Source organism: Segnochrobactrum spirostomi, assembly GCF_009600605.1.
Taxonomy (GTDB): Bacteria; Pseudomonadota; Alphaproteobacteria; order Rhizobiales; family Segnochrobactraceae; genus Segnochrobactrum; species Segnochrobactrum spirostomi.
In genome coordinates this window covers 1,167,795-1,187,919 of the sequence record NZ_VWNA01000001.1, presented here as the reverse complement: position 1 = coordinate 1,187,919, position 20,125 = coordinate 1,167,795, and the positions used below count along the sequence as shown (strand labels likewise).

The following is a 20,125-nucleotide window of genomic DNA, read 5'->3' as shown; positions in this document are numbered from 1 at the left end:
TCACGCCGCGCGGCTCACGGCCGCTAGCCGCAGGAAATTGCCGAGGAGCGCGTAGCCGTGCTCCGTCACGATCGATTCGGGGTGGAATTGCACGCCGTAGGTCGGCGCGTGCCGGTGGGCGAGCCCCATGATCTCGCCTTCCTCCGAGCGCGCGGTGACCGCGAGCGGGCCGCTCTCCTCGTCGAGCTCGACGATGAGGGAATGGTAGCGACCGACCTGCATCGGCGACGGCAGCCCGGCGAAGACCCCTTCGCCCCGGTGGCGGATCGGCGAGGCCTGGCCGTGCAGCGGCCGCTGGGCCCGCTCGACCCGGCCGCCGAAGGCCTGGCCGATCGCCTGATGACCGAGGCAGATGCCGAGGATCGGCACGCGCCCGTTGAAGGCGGCGAGGATGTCGAGGCTCGCCCCCGCCTCGTTCGGCGTGCACGGGCCGGGCGACAGCACGATCGCCTCCGGCGCCCGCGCGGCGACGCCTGCGACGTCGATCGCGTCGTTGCGGACCACCTCGGTCGCGGCGCCGAGCTCGGTCAGGTAGCGGGCGATGTTGAAAACGAAGGAATCGTAATTGTCGACGACAAGGATCATGGCCGCCCCGTCGCGTCGAGCACCCGGCGCGCCTTGACGAGGGTTTCCTCGTATTCGTCGGCGGGATCGGAGAGCGCGGTGATCGCCCCGCCGGCCCAATAAACGGCCTCGCCGTCGGCGAGCGTCACCGTGCGGATCGCGATGTTGAGGTCCATCGCGCCGTCGAAGCCGAGATAGCCGATCGAGCCGCAATAGGGGCCGCGGGCGCGGCCTTCCATCTCGGTGATGATCTCCATCGCCCTCACCTTGGGGGCCCCGGTGATCGAGCCGCCGGGGAAGGCGGCGCGGATCAGATCGAGGCCGTCACGGCCGCTCTCGAGCCGGCCGGTCACGACCGAGACGAGATGGTGCACGGTCGCGTAGCTTTCCAGCCCGCAGAGCACCGGCACCTCGACCGAATGGGGCCGGCAGACGCGCGAGAGATCGTTGCGCAGGAGGTCGACGATCATCACGTTCTCGGCCCGGTCCTTGACCGAGGCTTCGAGGGCGGCGGCGCGGGCGCGATCCGTTTCGGGATCGGCCGAGCGCGGGGCGGTGCCTTTGATCGGCCGCGCCTCGACGCGGTCCGCTTCGAGCTTCACGAAGCGTTCCGGCGAGCTCGACGCGATGGCGAAGCGGCCGAAATCGAGGAAGGCCGCGAAGGTCGCGGGGTTGGCCGCGCGCAGGCGCCGATAGAGCGCCCACGGCGAGAAGCCGGCGGGAAGGGGCGCCGAGAAACGCTGGGCGATGTTGGTTTCGAAGATGTCGCCGGCGAGCACATATTCGATCGACCTCGCCACCTTGGCCTCGTAGGAGGCACGGCTTTCGTCCGCGCTCCAGGCCAGGGGCGGGGCGCTCTCCGGCCCCGACGGCGCCGGCGCGGCGAGCCGCGTCAGCACCGCATCCCGCCGGGCCGCGGCCCGGGCGGCCCGGGCGGCGGGCTCGGTTTCGGGGAAGCCGGTCGAGACGAGGACAGCCCGGCTCGTCTCGTGATCCCAGGCGATAACCCAATCATAGAGGCCGAACGCGGCGTCGGGCAGGCTACCGGCCCCGATCGGCGGAGCGGGCAGCCGCTCCAGCGCGCGGCCGAACTCATAGCCGAAGAAGCCGATCGCCCCGCCTTGGAACGGCGGCATCGCCGGGTCGGGCGGGGTGCGGAACGGCGCCAGGATGTCGCGCAACTGCGCCAGGGCATCGCCGGGCCGCGCGTCTCCGTCGATGTGGAGGATGCCGTCGCGAATCTCGACGAGGGCGAACGGGTCGGCCGTGAGATAGCTCCAGCGGCCGAGCGTCGGGTCTCGCATTGCGCTGTCGAGCAGAGCCGGCGTGCCGAGACCGCGCAGCCGCTCTGCCGCGTCGAGGACATCGAGCGGACCGAGGTCGGCGACGAGGGGAAGGGCGGCTTTCTGCAACAAGGGGCGCTCTGACACGACGATCATCCTCGCGTTGTCATAGAGCGGTTTGCGCTTCGAGCAAATCGGGACGGGTCGGCGTGCCGTTGTCTGCAGGCGACGCACGTCGGCTCCACCCTCAGTCGATCGCTCGGATTGGTTGATCGTTCGGACCCGCGATCTCCTGGAATTGAGTGGTGTGACGAGCGATCGGGGCTCATCGTTGCCGCTTCGAGCGGCTTTCGGATCGCCCGCCATGCCTGACGAGGTCCGTCCCCCTCTGTCCGTGGAGGACATTCTCTCCCATCCGCGATTCGACGCGGCGCGGGCGGCCTATGTGCGCGCCATGCTCGCGGCCCACGAGAACCAGCCGGCGCTGAATCGGCTGCTGATCGATGGCGGCACCGCGTTCATCTTCTTCGCCATCATCGTGATGCAGGCCGGCTTCCGGCCCGACAATCGCGCGACCTGGCCGACCGTCCAGAACCTCAAGCGCCAGATGGAGGGGCACGGCACCGCGAGCGCCCGCCGGGTGCACGACATCGTGCGGCGGCTCGCCGACATCGGCTATGTCGTGGCCTCGCGGGCCGAGAGCGACAAGCGGACCGCTCTGCTCGCGCCGTCCGAAAAGATGCTCGCCCACGATCGGATGATCCTCGCGGTCTATTTCACGCCGCTGCAGGTCATGCTGCCGGAGCCGGGCTATCCGGAGCCGATGCGCCACGACCCCGCCTTTCAGCAGATCGAGCGGAAGATCAGCGCCGCCTTCATGGGGCACGCCAACGGGTTCATCCTCGCCAACAAGACGGCGGCTTTCTTCCTGCCGCGGCATGCCGGCTTCATGATCCTGACGAAGCTGATCGATCTCGCGTTCCGAGAGGAGGCACGTAGCGGCGACGCGGGCGGACCGATCGAGGTGTCGTTCGCCGATTTGGGCCTGCGCTTCGGAACGTCGCGCACCCATGTGCGCAAGTTGCTTTCGGAGGCGCAGGCCGAGGGCCTCGTGCGTCTCGACGGTCCGCGCGTTGCGCTGACGCGGGCGTGCCGAGCGGGGTTCGACCGGTACCTCGCCGATACGATGGCGGGACACGACATGATCTACCGCCTCGCCTACGGGATCGCGCCCTTCGCCCCCGCTGCCGTCTCCGAGCCTGCTGCCGTGATGCGGCCGGTCATCGAACCCGCCGAGTAGATTTCCATTCTAAGTTGTCGGCGAAAAGTTCCCGCCGGCTCGGTCGAAAGCGGCTGGTCTCTCGGCTGCGTCTCGCTCATCATGGTCCGGTCATCACCTGCACCATGGATCAAACACCGGGGACAGCTCGTGTCGCGCGTGACCGCGCGCGGCTCGTCTTGAGAGGAATGACCGGCGCGGCAGGTCTATCCGCTGCGCGTGTCGCCCACAGCTCCGTCGATGATTTCCGTTTGACCGCGATCGGCGCGCCGGCGTGCGCGCGCATCCCTGCGTCCGATTGCTCCGTCCGCCGAATGCCGTTCGTCATCGAACCCGCGCCGGGATGACGGTGCGCAACCTCAATGAGGGAAATTAGATGGTACCTATCGTCGTCTCGCAGGACATTCCGCGCCTCCACGTTCAGGGTGCGAAGGACAAGTCGGTCAATTGGGTCGGCGCATTTGCCACCTGCGGCGGTCATGGCGCGGTGCAGTCTTCGACCATCGTCTACGAGATCAACCCGGGTGACCGGCTCGGCTGGCACACCGACGCCACCGAAGAGACGCAGTACATTCTCTCCGGCACCGGCGAACTTCTGATGGAGGACGGCACCCAGGCGATCGGTCCGGGCAGCGTCTTCGCGCTGCCGGCGAATGTCCGCCACGACATCGTCAACACCGGAACCGAAGTGCTGCACGCCGTCGCCTTCTTCGCCGCGGCGATGTTCACCCAGACCTTCGACGAGGTGATGCTGCCGCCGAACACACACGTCATCGGCACGCCCAATCGGGAAGGCTGAGCGATCATCGCCGGGCGCAGGTGGACGCTCCCGCCGGAACCATCCGGCCGGGAGCGCCACCCGTTATTGCAGGTTTCTCAAGGGGGTATCGCGATGAAGACGGGTTGCGCGATCGGCGCTGCACTGACGCTTATTATGGGATGTAACGGCGCTCTGGCGGAGGATGTCCCGGATTTGAAAGGGACTTGGATTCCGGCCAACGGCGCCCATCTCATCGATGGACCGAGCAAGCACCAGGCGAGCGGAACCACGCCTGTCCCGGGCGATGCGACGCTCCACCGTGACGCTTCGAAATTCGTGTTCCGGTTCGAAGGTCAGGAGGGGCGGACGTTCTGGGGGCATCATGCTTCGGCGAAAGTCACCGAGAAATTAATCGGGGTCCTGTCCGTGGACGAAAAGCACTTCGTCATGGCGGACGAAGATGGAACCTTCTCCGGAACGATCGTGGACGCCGATACGTTGGACTATTGCTACACCCACGTCACGCCGACGGACCGTGCCGTGGCGTGCGGGCAGTTGCTGCGGCAGAAGTAGGCGTCGGTCTGCCGTCCGCGGCGTGCTTGCCTCGCGCGGTAATTGTGCTGCGGGTCATCGCTCGGCCGCGCCGCCCCTCCCTTCTCCCCCTCGGGGAGAAGGTGCCCCGAAGGGGCGGATGAGGGGCTTTCTTATTGATATAAAATCGAATTATTGCATGTCTGGGCGCGTGACAAAGGCCCCTCATCCGGGCCTGTCGGCCCACCTTCTCCCCGCTTGCGGGGAGAAGGGAAGGGCGGAGAGGTCCGTTAAAGCAATAAAAGTTGCATCGGCGGTGCCTCTTACGTCCCCTCTGCAGGCGTCGTGAGCACTGCGATCGGAAAATCCTTCAGCAGCGAGGCGAGGGGGATGCGGCCTGCGGCGGGGAGGACCTGCCCGCTCAGGACATCGGTCAGCGGTGCTTCGCCGGCGGTCGCCGGCAGCACGAGCGCGGTGTCGCCCCAGGATTCCGCGGTCACCTGCGGCAGGTCCCCGGCGAGGAGACGGGCGGCGCGCAGGGGCATCACGACGACAGCCTCTTCCCGGCCGAGCCGCCGCGCGAAGGCGAGGGCGCGGCCGGCCTGGGCCCCCTCGATCATCAGCGGCTCGTAGGCGCCGCGCGCCCACAAAGCGGGGTTGGCGGTGCGGGCGCCGGCGAGCGCGGCGATCATCGCCTGCTTCACCCGGCCGTCGCGCCACGCCGCAAGGAGCTCGGTCGGGGTCGCGCCGGCCGCGAGCGCGTCGCGGCGGGCGTCGAAATCGACCGGACGTCGGTTGTCGGGATCGACGAGGCTGAAATCCCAGAACTCCGTGCCCTGATAGAGATCGGGCACGCCGGGCGTCGTCATCTTGAGCGCGGTCTGGATCAGGCTGTTGAGCGCGCCGGCGGGAGCGATCCTGGCGACGAAGTCGGCGAGCTCGGTGACGAAGTCGGCCCGCGCGAGGATGCGGGCGAGGAAATCCCCTGCGCCGCCTTCATAGTCCACGTTCGGGTCGGTCCACGAGGTGTGCCGCTTCGCCTCGCGCAACGCCTTGAGCTGCCAGGCTTCGACCCGCGCGCGCAGGGCTTCGATCGCGTGGCGGTCGGCCGGCGCGAGGCCGGTCGGCCAGAGGCCGATCAGCGTCTGGTAGAGCATAGCCTCGTCGACGCTGTCGGGCGCGGGGCCGGCTTTCGTGTCACGGCGCAGGTCGGCGTTGATGTTGCGCCAGCGGGCGAGCGCCGTGGCAAAGGCCTCCGGCACCTCGCTCAACACGGCAAGGCGGGCGCGGGCATCTTCGCCGCGCTTGTGATCGTGGGTCGCGGTGGCGAGGAGAGCGTCGGGGTAGTGCTGCGCCCGATCCGCGCCGAGCGCGTGGAACGCCGCGAGGTCGAGCGAGAAGCGGCCGGGATCGGCGCCGACATCGTTGCGGGCGAGCAATCGGCCGTAGCGGTAGAAGGCGGTGTCCTCGACCGATTTCGCCGCGATCGGCGAGGTGAGCTGCTGGAAGCGGGTGATGGCGCGCTCGCGTAGCTCCCGCTCGGCCGGCGGGAAGTCCTGCGGCGCCTGTCGGCCGAGGATGTCGGCAATGCGCTCGGCGACCTCCACGTCGGCGGGGCCGAGCCCGATCTTCGCCCCGGCGAGGGCCCGCGCGAGCACAGCCGCATCGTCGGGTCCGAAGCCGGCGGCCCCCGCATAGGTCCGATAAACGGGGAAGTGGACGACGATCTCGCCGAGCGCGCGGCGGATCGCCGGCAGCGTATGGTCGCGGGTCATCGGATCGAGCGCGGCGACGGCGGTGATGGCGCGAGCCGTTGCCTCCCATTCGGAGACGAAGCTCGTGGTCAACACCTCGCGCCGCGCCGTCAGGACCTCGTCCTCGAACGACACGGTGGCGCCGCGCATCTCGGCCCAAAGCGCGGTCAGCGGCGCCTCGCCCGCGGGATCGACCAGGAGGCCCGAGACGCGGTCGAGGAAGTCGTACCCGGTGGTGCCGTCGACCAGCCAGCCTTCGTCGAGGGATTCGTCGGCGGCGAGGATCTTCTCGACGAGGATGATTGCTGGCCCCTTGCCGAGCTCGGCCGGGCGCTTGTCAGAGAGAAGGGCGAGGCGCTGACGCAGCCGCCGGCAATAGCCGCGGGGATCGGCGAGGCCGTCCACGTGATCGATCCGCACGCCGTCGATCAGGCCGCGGGCATAGAGGTCGAAGGTGAGCGCGTGGACCGCCTCGAACACCTCCTCCCGTTCGACGCGGACGCCGACGAGGCCGTCGATCTCGAAGAAGCGCCGCCAATTGATCGCGTCGCGTGCGATGCGCCACCAGGCGAGGCGCCAGTTCTGCCGCGCGATCAGCGCATCGAGACGGCGGCGGCCCTCCGCGGTGTCGGGGGCATGGAGGGCGATGATCTCGTCGGGGCTGCGGCCGGCCGGGCGCTCGACGAGGGTGCTCTGGACGAGCGCGCTTTCGACGACGATGTCGTCGCCCGCCGGAGAGACGACGTCGATCCGCTCGACGGCGGCGACCGCCACCGCGTCCGGCCCCGACCCGCCCGCGACGAGGGCTTCCTGGTCGCGGGGCGCGATCGGAAAGGTGCGGTCGTGATAACGGACGCGGAAGCCCGCCGCTTGGTCCCACTCGAGCGCGAGTTCACCGTTTTCGAGGATCTCGCCATAGGGGCGGCCGAGCACGGGCAGGAGAACTTTGCCCCGCGTCGCCGGGTCGGCGGCCTCCCAATCGATGTCGAAGAACGTCGCGTAGCGGCTGTCCCGCCCGTTGGTGAGCACGTCCTCCCACCAGGTATTGCCGGGCAGGCCCATATGGTTCGGCACGATGTCGAGGAGGAGGCCCATGTTGCGGGCGCGCAGCGCCGCGACGAGGCGCTCGAGGGCGGGTTTGCCGCCGAGCTCCGGATTGATCCGGCCGTGATCGATCACGTCGTAGCCGTGGGTCGAGCCGGCCGTCGCCGTGGTGAGCGGCGAGGCATAAAGGTGGCTGATGCCGAGATCGGCATAATAATCGACGAGGGGCAGGGCGTCGTCGAGGGTGAAGCCGGCATGGAATTGCAGGCGGGCCGTGGCGCGGAACGGGATCATGCGGCGTCACCTCCGAGCCAGACGAGCGTGGTCCTGCCGTCGAGACCGCTGGCATCGGCGGCTCCGTCGCGGCTGGCGGCGAGCAGCCTCGCGCCGGCCGGTGGATCGAAAGCGATGCGGTCGGGTCCGAGATTCGTGGCGATCGTCAGCACTGTGCCGTCGCCGAGCCGCCAGCGGGCGCACACCGCCGCCTCCGAGAGCACGTCCGCGCCGAGCGCCCGGGCGCCCTCGAGGCGGGGCGCGATCTCCGCCGCCCTGAGCCCGGCGAGCTTCGCCACGAGTTCGGCGCGGCCCCGCCAAGCCTCGGGGGTCTCGCGCGCCAGCGCCGGACGGGAGGCCTCGAAGGTCTCGACGGCGTTCGGGTCGGGAATGCGGGAGCGGCCTTCCTCGCTCGCGAAGGCGGCGAAGCTTGCGAACTCCTTGCGGCGCCCCTCGCGCACCAGCGCGGCAAGCTCCTCGCCGTGGCTCGTGAAGAACAGGAACGGCGCTTTGGAACGCACCTCCTCGCCCATGAAGAGGAGCGGAATCTGCGGGGCGAGGAGATGCAGCGTCTGCGCAGCGTCGAGCGCGTCTTCCCGGGCGAGCGCGGTGAGGGGCTCGCCGAAGGCGCGGTTGCCGATCTGGTCGTGGTTCTGGAGGAACAGCACGAAGGCGGTCGGCGGCAGGTGGTCGCTCGGCTCGCCACGAGGCAGGCCGCCGCGGTGCGCGGAGGCCTGGCCCTGATAGACGAAGCCCTGGGTCAGAACCCGGGCCAGCGCCTTGGCCGGCTCTTCGGCATAGTCCGCATAATAGCCCTCGGTCTCGCCGGTCAGCAGGGTGTGGAGGACGTGGTGGCCGTCGTCGTTCCACTGGGCGTCGAAGCGCCCGGTCAGGAGGCCGGCCACGTTGTCGTCGTTCTCGAGCACCAGATGGACGTGGCGGTCGGGCTCGACGCCGGCGCGCACCCGGTCGGCGAGCTCTTCGAGGAAACCGCGGTCGGGGATCGCATGGACGGCGTCGAAGCGCAGCCCGTCGAAGCGGTACTCGTTGATCCAATAGAGTGCGTTGTCGATGAAATAATCGCGGACCGGCCGCTCAGCGAAGTTGATCGACGGTCCCCACGGGGTCATCACATCGATGTTGAAGAACGGCTCCGCGTAGGTCGAGATATAATTACCGTCCGGCCCGAAGTGATTGTAGACGACGTCGAGGAAGATCATCAGCCCGAGCTCGTGGGCGCGGTCCACGAGCGCTTTGAGATCGTCGGGCGTGCCGTAGCTCGATTGCGGCGCATAGGGCAGCACGCCGTCGTAGCCCCAGTTCCGGTCGCCGGGAAATTCGGCGATCGGCATCAGTTCGACGGCGGTGATGCCGATGTCGGCGAGTTGCGGCAGCCGTTCGGCGACGCCCCGATAGCCGCCGAAGAGGCCGGCATGGAGCTCATAGAGCACCGTCTCGCGCCAGGGGCGGCCTTTCCACGCGGGCAGGCGCCAGCGATAGGCGGTCGGATCGACGACGACGCTGTCGCCGTGGACGCCGCCGGACTGGGCGCGCGCGGCGGGATCCGGCACCGCGAGCTCGGGCGAGATCCGGTAGCGGTAGCGCGTGCCCGCGCCGCACGGCACGCGGGCCTCGAACCAGCCGTCGCCCGTCGGCAGCATCGCGACCGGCGCGCCGCCGGCGATCTCGACGGAGATCACCTCGCGGCTCGGGGCCCAGAGGCGGAAGAGGGTGGTTCCGTCCGCCTGCAGTTCGGCGCCGAACGACAAGGGTTGGCGGAACGTGCCCGCGGGGCTCGGGGTGAGTCGCGCGTGGTCGTTCATCGTCGGCTCCGCAGCAGCACCAGGGTTGGGAATGGTGCAACAACGAAGGCGCGGGGAGCGGGTTCCGCTCAGGGGACGCAATCTGCGGCGCACGCCCAAAGAAAAACGCCCGCCTTCCGGGGAAGGCGGGCGCTCGAAGCGGTGCCGTGGGGGTGGAGGCTCAGCCGTTGGTCTCGTCGGCCGGGTCGGCGAGCGAAGCGCTCGTCGCCTTGGCGGGCTTCGCAGGCTTTGCGGCCTTGGCCTTCTTCGAGGTCGCGGCCTTCGCCGCCGCCTTCTCGGAGGCATGAGCGGTGTCGAGCACGACGACCTTGGTGCCGATCTTCACCCGCGAGAACAGATCGACCGCGTCTTGGTTGATCATGCGGATGCAGCCCGAGGACACCGCGTGACCGACGGTCCAGGGCATGTTGGTGCCGTGGATGCGGTAATAGGTGTCCTGGTCGCCCTCGAACAGGTAGAGCGCGCGGGCGCCGAGCGGGTTGTCGAGGCCACCCGGCTTGCCGTCGCGGTACTTGGCGAGCTGGGGTTCGCGGTCGATCATCTCGGACGGCGGGGTCCAGGTCGGCCACTTGCGCTTCATGCGGATCACGGCGGTGCCGTGCCAGAGGAAGCCCTCGCGGCCGACGCCGACGCCGTAGCGGATCGCCTGGTTGCCGCCGAGCACCAGATAGAGGTAGCGGGCGCCCGGATCGACGACGATCGTGCCGGCCGGCTCCTTGGTGGGGTAATCGACCACCGCGCGGTAGAACTGAGGCGCGATGCGCTTCAGGTCCACGGCCGGGATGGTGACGTCCTTCTCTTCCTTGTCGACGACGATGGTGTCCTTCAGCGGCCCGTAGAGCTGCTGCGGCGTTTCGTCCTGCCAGGCGAAGTGCGGCGGGCCGAAGCCACCGCCGGTGGTGGTGCAGGCGGCGAGCGCCAGCGGAACACCAGCGAGGAAAGCGCGGCGGCTCATGGCGAGCGCGAGCGGCTCGGACTGATCGGAACGGCGCGGCAGCGGCAGAGCGCGCGCAAAGAACTTGGTCCCCATCTTCACTCCAACGGGCGAGGGAACGGTATGGTCGGGTGACGGCGGGTCGAGCCTGGCCGGCACCCGGGCGAGTCATCTGAACGGCAGGAGGGTTCCGTGTCTTCAAACTTGACAGTTCACGTCGTGCAAACGCGTGAATCGCGCAAGATCGAAGCCGCTCGCAAGGTCGTGATCGGCCCGTCGCCGGCAAGGTTCCTTGCAGCCCGTGGCCCCAGCGCCACAGGGCGAGCCGCGGCGAGCGCCACATCCCATCTCGCGGGGGCGTGGCGAGAGGCGCCGTGACAAAGGACCGAGCGATCCGCTAGACTGTTATCCATCATTCACGGCAACGGCTTTTTGGGTGAGCGTTCTCCTCTCCACTCCCCCGTCGACGTTTCTTGCGCCTTTGATTGTCGCGCTCGCGTTTCGCGTATCCGGTCCGGTCGGACCCGTCTTGCGTGCGGGCGGCCGTGCGCCTCGAACGGCGATCCGGTGAGCCAGACGCCGATGTCCCAGGACGGCCCGCCGCCGCACGAGATCGACCGCCATCCGCCGCAGGGGCCCGCGCGCGCGTCCGCAACGGGCCACGGCGGTCACCGGCTCTCCGATCTCATCGCCGACATTGCCGCCGAAGCGGAAGCCGCGGGCGGCTCGACGACGCTCGGCGCCTTCGTCGAGCGGCTCGGCGACCGCGCCTTCGCCGCGCTCCTCTTCATCTGCGGCATGCTCAACGTGATCGCGCTCGGCATTCCGGGCATCTCGACGATCCTCGGCGCGCCGATGATGGTCGCCGCCGTTCAGGTCATGATCGGGCGCGACTCCCTCTGGCTGCCGAAGGTGATCGCGCGCCGACCCATCGCCAACCCGGAACTCGCCAAGCTGTGCGCGCGGGTGCGACCGTGGATCCTCCGTGCCGAACGCTTTCTCCAGCCTCGCTTCGAGATTTTTGCGGCCGGCGCCGCCGAGCGCATCATCGGCGGGCTGTGCCTCCTGCTCTCCGCCCTGATCTTTCTGCCGATCCCGCTCGGCAACGCGCTGCCCGGCCTCGCGATCGCGCTTTATGCGCTGGCGATCCTGGAACGCGACGGCGTGTTTGCGCTGCTCGGCCTCGTCGTCACGGCGATCTCGCTCGTGGTGGTGTCGGGCGTCGTCTATGCGATCGGGATGGCCGCCGTTCTCTTCATCCGCTACGCCTTGAACCTGTGAGGATATGACGATGCCCCCGCGCACCGATCGTGCCGGTTTGACGCCCCCCGCCGACGCCCCTGCGCCGGTCGAGGAGGCCGAGCCGGCGTCCAAGGATCGACGAACCGGGGAGCGCCAGCGGCCCGTTCGGCGAACGGGCTCGGCTCTGGCGGCGACCATAGGGAGGTCGTGACGCCATGTTGTGGATCGATTTCCTCATTCTGATCGCCCTGATCGCCATCAACGCGTTCTTCGCGCTGTCGGAACTCGCAGTGGTCTCGTCCCGGCGCGGGCGGCTGGCGCAGATGGCGCTCGACGGCACCCGGGGCGCCAAGGCGGCCATCGCCCTGGTGGACGATCCGACCGGGTTCCTCTCCTCGGTGCAGATCGGCATCACCCTCGTCGCTATCCTGTCGGGCGCCTATGGCGAGGCCGCGTTCGCCGGCCCCATGGAAGAGCTGCTGAGCCCGATCCCGGTGATCGGCCCCTATGCCGGTCCGATCGCCTCGGGCGTCGTCGTCGCCGTGCTTGCGTACGTGTCGCTGATCGGCGGCGAACTGGTGCCGAAGCGCCTCGCGCTGACGAACCCCGAACGCTTCGCCTGTTTCGTCGCCGGGCCGATGACCGTGCTCGCCAAGATCGGCAAGCCGATCGTCTGGCTGCTGCGCAAGACGACGGAAGCGCTCCTCGCGCTCCTCGGAGCGAACTCCGAGGGTGAATCCCGGGTGACGGAAGAGGAGGTGAAGTCGCTCATCGCGGAGGGCACGGAGGCGGGCGTGTTCCATCCGGCCGAGCGGGAGATGATCGAGGGTGTGCTGCGCGTCTCCGACCGCACCGTGCGCTCGATCATGGTGGCGCGGCCCGACGTGATCTGGCTCGATCCCGACGACCCGCCGAGCGCCATCCTCGACGAAGTGCTGACGAGCGGGCACTCGCGCTTCCCGGTCTCGACCGGTGACATCGACGAGGTGATCGGCATCGTCCACGCCAAGGATCTCCTCCAGCAGATGCGCCTGCGCGGCGACGTCGATCTCAGGGCGGCGGTGCGCGAGCCGCTGTTCATCGGCGACCGCACGCCGATCCTGAAATTGATGGACAGCTTCCGCACCGCGAACGTCCACTTGGCCATCGTGGTGGACGAACACGGCACGTTCGAAGGCATCGTGACGCCCTCCGACATCCTGATCGCCATCGCCGGCGACATGCCCGAGGAGGCCGAGGAGGACCCGGACGCGGTGCAGCGTGAGGACGGCTCCTGGCTGCTCGACGGACGCATGAGCGTGGACGACGTGGAGCGTCTGCTCGGCGCGCGCAACATGCGCACCGATGCGGATTTCTCGACGCTCGCCGGCTTCGTCCTCGATCAGGTCCGCCACATTCCTGAAGCGGGCGAGTGGTTCGTCTGGAAATCCTGGCGCTTCGAGGTCGTCGATCTCGACGGGCGGCGCATCGACAAGGTGCTGGTCACCCGGCGCGACGACGAAACCTGAGGCAGCGCGATGACGTCATTTTCGGCAGCGGCTTCCGGCGGGGCGGCGGCGCGGTCCCGCCGCATCGTCGCCCTCGACGTGGCACGCGGCATCGCGCTCCTCGCGATGTTCGTCTACCACCTGTCGTTCGATCTGAGCTTCTACGGGTTCGTGCCGTGGAATGCGGGGCGCGATCTGGGCTTCGTCATCTTCGCCCGCACCATCGCCGGCAGCTTTCTCGCGATCAGCGGCGTCTCGCTGGTGCTGATGACGCAACGGGGGCTCAAGCCGAGGGTCTTCCTGCGCCGGCTCCTCGTCCTCGTCGCCGCCGCGGCGCTCGTCACGATCGTCACCGCGTTCGTCCTGCCGGACGCCATGATCCGATTCGGCATTCTCCACGCGATCGCGCTGACGAGCGTGCTCGCGCTGCCGTTCCTCCGCGCGCCGATCCCTGTGGTGCTCCTGGCCGCCGTCGCGGTCGTCGCCGCGCCGCATGTTCTGGCGAGCCCGATTTTCAACGGGATCGGCTGGGTCTGGCTCGGGCTGTCGACGGTGACGCGCTCGTCGATGGACTATGTGCCGATCCTGCCCTGGTTCGCGCCAGTGCTGGTCGGCATCGCCGCCGCGCGGCTCGCGCTGGCGCGCGGCCTCGTCGAGCGGATCGCGGCATGGCGGCCGCGCTGGCGGTTGCCGCGCGCGGTCGCTTTCCTCGGCCGGCACACGCTGCCGATCTACCTGATCCACCAGCCTATCTTCATCGGGATCATCGAGCTCGCGCTGATGCTCGGCGTGACGCCGCCGCAGCAGATCGCGGACTTTCAGTCGGCGTGCCGCCTCACCTGCGAGACTGCGGGCGCCGCGGCGGCGACCTGCACGGCCTATTGCAAGTGCACGGCGGACGGGATCGGCGACGCCGGGCTGTGGCGGGCCTATGCGGAGCGTCGCGCCGGCCCGGTCGAGCAGGGCAAGGTCGACGGCATCAGCGAGATGTGCCGCCGCAAGACCGTCCCGCCGCAGGATTCGTCCGCGCTCGACGGCATCAGCCCCTGACGGCAGGGCTGCCGGGAAGGCGCGCTCAGCCGCGCTTGACGAAGCGCAGCAGGGTGAACAGGCCGAGCGGCGCGACCGAGCACCGTTCGACGAGCTCGAGATCGTCGCGACCGAGGATGCGCTCGGCCGGCATCACCGGGTCCCAGCCGAGCTTGCGCGAGAACGGGATGAGGGCCCGCTCGATCGGCTTCCAGCCGCCACGGTCGGAGCGGAAATGGTTGACCGTGATGACGGACCCGCCGGGACGGGTGACCCGCACGAGCTCGTCCATCACCTTTTCCGGCTCCGGCACGGCGGAGACGAGATACATGCCGACCGCCACGTCGAAGGCGCCGTCGGGGAAGGTCAAGTTCCCGGCGTCCATCTCGAGCAGGCCTTCGACCGTCTTCAGGCGGTGCTGACGGACGCGCTCGGCGGCGCGTGCCAGCATCGCCTGGGAGAGGTCGATGCCGGTGATGCGCATGTGCGGCTCGTAGAGCGACAGCGCGAGCCCGGTGCCGACGCCCGCTTCGAGCACCCGACCGCCGATCGCGTTCGCCCGCGCGACCGCCATCTTGCGGCCGAAATGCATGGGGAGGCCGAACACCCGATCATAGACCGGCGCCCAGGTCGAATAGGCCGACAGGACGTGACCCGTGCTGAGCGTGCGCCGTGCGAGCGCGGCTCGCGCCTCGGACGAGGTGGGCGGCATGGCGTCTCCTGAATCAGCCCGCGAGCGGAAGATCGAGCGGGCGTTGGGTTCTGGTATCCCCAATCTTCGCGGCGGGCTGTTCGTTCCGGGCGATGAAGCCACCGCCGAGCACGCGGGCGCGCGCATCGGGACCGTCATAGAGCACACAGGCCTGGCCGGGCGCAACGCCGCGCTCGCCGCTCGCGAGATCGACCATCACCTGCCCGTCGGTGACATGCAGGTAGGCCGGGGAGGGCTCGCGGGTCGAGCGGACCCGTGCCCAGACCTCGCGATGGGCCGTCGCGGCCTCGGTGAGACTGCCGTCGCCGATCCAGTTCACGTCGCGCAGAACCACCCGGCGGGTCTCCAGCGCCTCGCGCGGGCCGACGATGACACGCTGGGTCGCCGGATCGAGCCCGACCACGAACAGCGGCTCGCCGAGGGCGATGCCGAGGCCGCGGCGCTGGCCGATGGTGTAGTGCACGATGCCCTGGTGGCGGCCGAGCACGCGGCCGTCGACATGGACGATGTCCCCGGCCTCGACGAAGCCGGGCCGCAGCCGCTCGATCACGTCGGCGTAGCGGCCGGTCGGGACGAAGCAGATGTCTTGACTGTCGGCCTTCTCCGCGACCACGAGGCCGCGCTCGCGGGCGAGGCGGCGGGTTTCGGTCTTGGAGATCTCGCCGAGCGGGAAGCGCACGAAGGCGAGCTGTTCGGCGGTGGTGGCGAACAGGAAATAGCTCTGGTCGCGGTCGGCGTCGGCGGGGCGGAACAGGCCCCATCCGTCAGCCGTGCGCCGCGTCGAAACATAATGACCGGTGACGAGCGCGGCGGCGCCGAGCTCGCGGGCCGTCTCGAGCAGGTCGTGGAACTTGACCGTCTGATTGCAGGAGATGCACGGCACCGGCGTCTCGCCGGCGAGGTAGCTGTCGGCGAACGGCGCGATCACGGCGTCGCGGAAGCGCGCCTCCATGTCGAGCACATAATGGGGCATACCGAGGCTGTCGGCGACCCGGCGGGCATCGCGGATGTCGCGCCCGGCGCAGCAGGCGCCGGCCCGGTGGGTGGCTTCGCCGTGGTCGTAGAGCTGAAGGGTGATGCCGACGACGTCGTAGCCGGCTTCCTTGACGAGCGCGGCGACCAGCGAGGAATCGACCCCGCCGGACATGGCAACGACCACCCGCTGCTCCGAGGGGCGGCCCGGAAGATCGAGATCGACCCGCATGGCTTCCTTGAATGACGAGAACGGCGCGGGACGAGAAAAAGTCCCAAGCCGGACGTCGCGCTTGGCTCGGTTGACGAAAGACGCCGTGATCGGGAGAACCCGGGCGGGCGCCGGCGGCATCTCCCATGCCGCCCCTGTCGGAGCCCGCCGAACGAGGGGGCGGGCGCCGATATTATAGGGAGCGCGGCCCCCGCGTCCAAGCCCCGTGCGCCCCTCTCTCTCGTTTCCCGGCGCGAAATCCGTGTAGCGGGGTGGCGGCGGCCCGTCAGTCCGAACCGTCACCGAAGGGCGTCGGCGTAAACGCTTCTTTCGTAAGTCTTCGTGCAAACATTCGCTCGTCTCGAGGTGTTTCTCGGGATGGTCGCGAGAGTCTCCGCAGGGTCGAAGGGTCCGCCGTTTAGGCGAATTTTAAGTCCCTGCCGCTTAAGCTTCCGGTCAACAGGTCGGATTGAGTGTGAGAGTACGATGACCGAACAGGTCCGTCCGAGAGTGCGTTACGTCATCGGTCCGGACGGCAGCCCGCTCACGGTGGCGGACCTGCCCCCCGGCAATACGCAGCGTTGGGTGATCCGCCGCAAGGCGGAGGTGGTCGCGGCCGTGCGCGGCGGTCTGTTGTCGCTCGAAGAAGCGTGCAGCCGCTATACTTTGACGATCGATGAATTTCTGTCCTGGCAGGCGCTGATCGACCGCCATGGCCTCGCGGGCCTCCGCGCGACCCGTATCCAGGAATATCGCGGCTGAGCCGCGCGCGACCTTTCCCGCGGCTTTTGCCATGTCCGAACCCTCCGCGCCGTCGACCGAGGGCGCCTACGTCCTGAGCGTGCCGATCGAGGGCATGACCGATCTGCCGCGCGACGTCCTCGCGTGCGTCGTGACCTATCTCGAGACGACCGAGCGGCCGGCGCCGGCGTCACCGGACCCCGAGATCACCTTCGAGCGGCTTCTCGGACGCGATCATGCCCGCTTCCACGCGCTTTTCCTCGCCGTCGGCACGCCTTGGCTCTGGACGGACCGGCTGCGCATGTCCGAAGCGGAGCAGATCGCCCGCCTCGACGCGCCCAACGTCTTCGCCTTCGCCGTGGTCCACGCGGGACGCGACATCGGCCTCGCGGAGATCGAGGCGGTGGAGGGCGATGTCGAGATCGTCTATTTCGGCCTTGCGGGGGATGCGACCGGACGCGGCCTCGGCCGGCGCACGATGAACGCCACCCTCGACCGGGCCTGGTCGCTGCCGCAAACGCGGCGGGTCTGGCTCCACACCTGCACCCTCGACCACCCGGCCGCGCTCGGCTTCTACGCGGCGATGGGCTTCCGACCCTATAAGCGCGCCGTCGAAATCTTCCGCGACCCGCGCGCGCTCGGTCTGCACCCGCCCGATGCCGGTCCGACCATCCCCCGCCTCTGAGGCTCAGGCGACGGCGAGGTCGCGGGAGGCGATCTCGACGATCTCCCCGGCCGGCTCCATGAGCCCGCGTTCGCGCATGGCGACCTGCCAGGCGCCCGGCTTACCGGCGATCTCGAACAGATTGTAGCGCGCGCCTTCGTGGCGGCCGTCGGGCACAGCGGAGGCGGAGGGCACGCCGATCACCGCCACCGGCCCGCGCGGGCCGGGGATGTGAGCGATGCTGGCGCGGTGGGTATGGCCGTGGAGCACGAGCTCGGCGCCGGCCTCGGCGATCGCGGCGCGGAAGCGGGTACCGCCGATGAGCCGCTTGTGCCAGGAGGTCACCCCGCGCAGCGGCGGATGGTGGATCATCACCACCCGGAAGACCCCCTCGCGGCCGAGGGCATGGAGCATCTCGGCGAGGCGGACGCTCTGGCCGTTCGAAAAGTGACCGGTCGCCATGAAAGGCCCGGTCGCCCGGGCGCTGGTGGTGCCAATGATCGCGACCGGGCCGCGGCGGCGCACATAGGGGAAGGTCGGCCGCCCGCCTTCGTGGCCGTCGCCCACCATGTGCGCCATCCAGAAGCGCGCCGCGCGCCCGGCCGCGCCGGGCACGTAGGCATCGTGGTTGCCCGGCACGACGCTGACGTCCTCGACCGGGCCGAGGGTCGCGAGCCAGCGCGCGGCCGGTTCGAATTCGCCGTGAAGCGCGAGGTTCACGAGGTCGCCGGTGACGGCGAGATGATCCGGCGCGCCCGCCTTGATGTCGGCGACGAGGAGATCGAGCGGGCGGTTGGTCAGGCGGACCGCGCGGTTGCGTCGCCAGTTGACGTAGCCGAGCACGCGCTTCGAGGCGAGCTCGACGAGGCGCGGATCGGGCAGCGGGCCGAGATGCGGATCGGACAGGTGGGCGAGGCGAAACATCGGGGCGGGCTCGGCGCCTTCATCGGGACCAGAGAACGTGCCTTATAGCGGACATCGCGATGTGGTTGCCAACGCACCGGGCCGAAAAGGGATGCCGGGCGCGCAAAAGGATCATGCCGACATCATGCCGATCGAACGCCTGAAGGAATTGGCCCGTCCGATGGTGCGTCGCGTGGTGCTGACGAGCGCTCTCGTCACCCGCGGCATGAGCCTCGGCGTGCGCGGCCTCGTCGTCGACGCCGAGGAGCGCGTCTTCCTGGTCCGGCATAGCTATCTGCCGGGCTTCTATCTGCCGGGCGGCGGCGTCGACCGCGGCGAGAGCACCGAGGACGCCCTCGTCCGTGAGCTCGCCGAGGAGGGCAACATCCGCGTCATCGGCCGGCCGCACCTCGCCGGGCTCTTCCTCAACGGGCCCCGTAGTCGCGACCACGTCGCGCTCTATGTGGTAAGGGCGTTCGAGCAGCCGGCCCCGCCGGCGGTTCCGAACCGCGAGATCCTCGAAGCGGCCTTCTTCCCCCGCGATCGCCTGCCCGACAGCACCACCCCCGCGACGCGGCGGCGCATCGCGGAGCACTTTGAAGGGGCGGCGTCGAGCCCGATATGGTGAAGGACGCCGGTTCGCTCCGGACGGATCGTGTTGTCGCGCGTCGAGCGCAAGGCTGAGGGGATATCATGGGCGGAGGCGTAACGGCCGAGCGCTGCGTTTGCGGAATGCCGAGCGATCGCTGCCGGATGCGGCGCGAGGCGGCGCAGGAGCGGGCGGCGATGCCCCCGGAGGGCCGTCGGCGCGACGGCGCCGGGCGCCGCATCGGCGTGCTCCTCGTCAATCTCGGGTCCCCGGCCGGGACCTCCTATTGGCCGATGCGCGCCTACCTCAAGGAATTCCTCTCCGACCGCCGCGTCATCGAAGTGCCGCGGGCGATCTGGTGGCTGATCCTGAACGGCATCATCCTGTCGGTCCGGCCCCAGAAATCGGGGAAGAACTACGCCTCGATCTGGAACAACGATCTCGACGAGGCGCCGCTGAAGACGATCACCCGCGCCCAGGCCGACGGTCTGACTGAACGCCTCGCGGACGGGTCGGACATCGTCGTGGACTGGGCGATGCGCTACGGTTGCCCCACCATCGAAAGCCGGATCGGCCGGCTGCTCGACCGCGGCTGCGATCGCGTGCTCGTCGTGCCGCTCTATCCCCAATATGCGGCGGCGACGACCGCGACCGTGAACGACGCGGTGTTCGGCGTGCTGAAGCGCCTGCGCTTCCAGCCGGCGCTGCGCACCGCCGCGCCGTGGCACGACGATCCCGTTTATATCGATGCGCTCGCCCGCTCGCTCGAACGCCATCTCGCCGGCCTCGATTTCGAGCCCGAAGTCGTGCTCGCCTCGTTCCACGGCGTGCCCCTCGAATATATCCAGAAGGGCGATCCCTACCGGCGCCAGTGCGAGGAGACGGTGCGCCTGTTGCGCGCCCGCCTCGGCTGGCCGGAAGAGCGGCTGATGCTCACCTTCCAGTCCCGCTTCGGCAAGGCCGAATGGCTCCAGCCCTATACCGACAAGACGGTGGAGCGGCTCGCCCGCGAAGGCGTCAAGCGGATGGCGGTGATGATGCCGGGCTTCGTCGCCGATTGCCTGGAGACGATCGAGGAGATCGGCGTCGAGAATGCCGAGATCTTCCGCCATGCCGGCGGCGAACGGTTCGCCGCAATCCCCTGTCTCAACGCCGACGAAGAGGGCATGGCGGTGATCGAGCGCGTGGTGCGCCGCGAGCTCGAAGGCTGGGTCGGCTGACCGCAAGGGCCGACCGCAAGGGTTGCTCCGGCGCGCGAAAGATCGGATCGATAAGGTGGCCGATTCGGGCGGCCTGCACTCCGGGCCATTGCGGCCCGGTTCGGCGGGCG

Annotated in this window: 18 protein-coding genes; 10 read left to right on the top strand and 8 right to left on the bottom strand. The window is 69.3% G+C overall.

The annotated features are described in order from the left end of the window. Both F0357_RS05280 and pabB read right to left on the bottom strand, forming a co-directional pair. Positions 1–585 carry an anthranilate synthase component II gene (locus F0357_RS05280; protein WP_153479410.1) on the bottom strand — a complete coding sequence of 195 codons (585 nt, stop codon included), beginning with the start codon at positions 583–585 and terminating at the stop codon, positions 1–3. Further along, complete coding sequence (gene pabB, locus F0357_RS05275) at positions 582–1,994, bottom strand: aminodeoxychorismate synthase component I (protein WP_312861458.1); 1,413 nt, start codon at positions 1,992–1,994, stop codon at positions 582–584. The genes F0357_RS05280 and pabB overlap by 4 nt, the downstream gene beginning before the upstream one ends. A 217-nt stretch (positions 1,995–2,211) precedes the next feature. Here pabB and F0357_RS05270 point away from each other — a divergent pair, with 217 nt between their 5' ends. The 3 genes from F0357_RS05270 to F0357_RS05260 all read left to right on the top strand — a co-directional run bounded on the left by F0357_RS05270 (position 2,212) and on the right by F0357_RS05260 (position 4,459). Further along, positions 2,212–3,147 carry a hypothetical protein gene (locus F0357_RS05270; protein WP_153479408.1) on the top strand — a complete coding sequence of 312 codons (936 nt, stop codon included), beginning with the start codon at positions 2,212–2,214 and terminating at the stop codon, positions 3,145–3,147. 355 nt (positions 3,148–3,502) lie between these two features. Further along, positions 3,503–3,925: a cupin domain-containing protein gene (locus F0357_RS05265; RefSeq protein WP_153479407.1), complete on the top strand. Its 423-nt coding sequence runs from the start codon at positions 3,503–3,505 to the stop codon at positions 3,923–3,925. Between the two features lie 93 nt (positions 3,926–4,018). Beyond that, a complete protein-coding gene (locus F0357_RS05260) occupies positions 4,019–4,459 on the top strand; it encodes a hypothetical protein (RefSeq protein ID WP_153479406.1) in 441 nt (146 codons plus the stop codon). A 281-nt stretch (positions 4,460–4,740) separates the two neighbouring features. Here F0357_RS05260 and treY read toward each other — a convergent pair whose 3' ends face one another. From treY to F0357_RS05245, 3 genes are all read right to left on the bottom strand, one after another. Then, positions 4,741–7,509, bottom strand: a complete 2,769-nt coding sequence (gene treY / locus F0357_RS05255) for a malto-oligosyltrehalose synthase (RefSeq protein ID WP_153479405.1) — start codon at positions 7,507–7,509, stop codon at positions 4,741–4,743. Then, a complete protein-coding gene (treZ, locus tag F0357_RS05250) occupies positions 7,506–9,311 on the bottom strand; it encodes a malto-oligosyltrehalose trehalohydrolase (protein WP_153479404.1) in 1,806 nt (601 codons plus the stop codon). The genes treY and treZ overlap by 4 nt, the downstream gene beginning before the upstream one ends. A 160-nt stretch (positions 9,312–9,471) precedes the next feature. Further along, a complete protein-coding gene (locus F0357_RS05245) occupies positions 9,472–10,341 on the bottom strand; it encodes a L,D-transpeptidase (RefSeq protein WP_312861457.1) in 870 nt (289 codons plus the stop codon). Positions 10,342–10,812: 471 nt separating this feature from the next. Between F0357_RS05245 and F0357_RS05240 the strand changes: the two genes are divergently transcribed. The 3 genes from F0357_RS05240 (at position 10,813) to F0357_RS05230 (ending at position 14,024) form a co-directional block, all read left to right on the top strand. Further along, a complete protein-coding gene (locus F0357_RS05240; protein WP_153479403.1) occupies positions 10,813–11,526 on the top strand; it encodes an exopolysaccharide biosynthesis protein in 714 nt (237 codons plus the stop codon). Between the two features lie 176 nt (positions 11,527–11,702). Continuing rightward, positions 11,703–12,995: a hemolysin family protein gene (locus F0357_RS05235; RefSeq protein WP_153479402.1), complete on the top strand. Its 1,293-nt coding sequence runs from the start codon at positions 11,703–11,705 to the stop codon at positions 12,993–12,995. Between the two features lie 9 nt (positions 12,996–13,004). Then, complete coding sequence (locus F0357_RS05230; protein WP_153479401.1) at positions 13,005–14,024, top strand: heparan-alpha-glucosaminide N-acetyltransferase; 1,020 nt, start codon at positions 13,005–13,007, stop codon at positions 14,022–14,024. A gap of 25 nt (positions 14,025–14,049) precedes the next feature. Here F0357_RS05230 and F0357_RS05225 read toward each other — a convergent pair whose 3' ends face one another. Together F0357_RS05225 and mnmA are read right to left on the bottom strand one after the other, a co-directional pair. Next, positions 14,050–14,715, bottom strand: a complete 666-nt coding sequence (locus F0357_RS05225; RefSeq protein WP_153479400.1) for a class I SAM-dependent methyltransferase — start codon at positions 14,713–14,715, stop codon at positions 14,050–14,052. A gap of 13 nt (positions 14,716–14,728) precedes the next feature. Beyond that, entirely contained in the window at positions 14,729–15,919 is a 1,191-nt protein-coding gene (gene mnmA / locus F0357_RS05220; protein ID WP_153479399.1) for a tRNA 2-thiouridine(34) synthase MnmA, read from the bottom strand. A 465-nt stretch (positions 15,920–16,384) separates the two neighbouring features. On the opposite strand from mnmA, the gene sciP reads away from it, so the two are divergent. Both sciP and F0357_RS05210 read left to right on the top strand, forming a co-directional pair. Next, entirely contained in the window at positions 16,385–16,660 is a 276-nt protein-coding gene (gene sciP / locus F0357_RS05215) for a CtrA inhibitor SciP (RefSeq protein WP_153479398.1), read from the top strand. Between the two features lie 31 nt (positions 16,661–16,691). Beyond that, on the top strand, positions 16,692–17,324 hold the full coding sequence (locus F0357_RS05210) for a GNAT family N-acetyltransferase (protein ID WP_153479397.1): 633 nt from the start codon (positions 16,692–16,694) through the stop codon (positions 17,322–17,324). A gap of 3 nt (positions 17,325–17,327) precedes the next feature. On the opposite strand, the gene F0357_RS05205 is transcribed toward F0357_RS05210, so the two are convergent. Next, entirely contained in the window at positions 17,328–18,227 is a 900-nt protein-coding gene (locus tag F0357_RS05205; protein WP_153479396.1) for a metallophosphoesterase family protein, read from the bottom strand. 124 nt (positions 18,228–18,351) lie between these two features. Here F0357_RS05205 and F0357_RS05200 point away from each other — a divergent pair, with 124 nt between their 5' ends. Both F0357_RS05200 and hemH read left to right on the top strand, forming a co-directional pair. Next, positions 18,352–18,834: an NUDIX domain-containing protein gene (locus F0357_RS05200; protein ID WP_208948226.1), complete on the top strand. Its 483-nt coding sequence runs from the start codon at positions 18,352–18,354 to the stop codon at positions 18,832–18,834. A gap of 158 nt (positions 18,835–18,992) precedes the next feature. Continuing rightward, positions 18,993–20,015: a ferrochelatase gene (gene hemH, locus F0357_RS05195; protein ID WP_246161562.1), complete on the top strand. Its 1,023-nt coding sequence runs from the start codon at positions 18,993–18,995 to the stop codon at positions 20,013–20,015. The last annotated feature ends 110 nt before the right edge of the window (positions 20,016–20,125 follow it).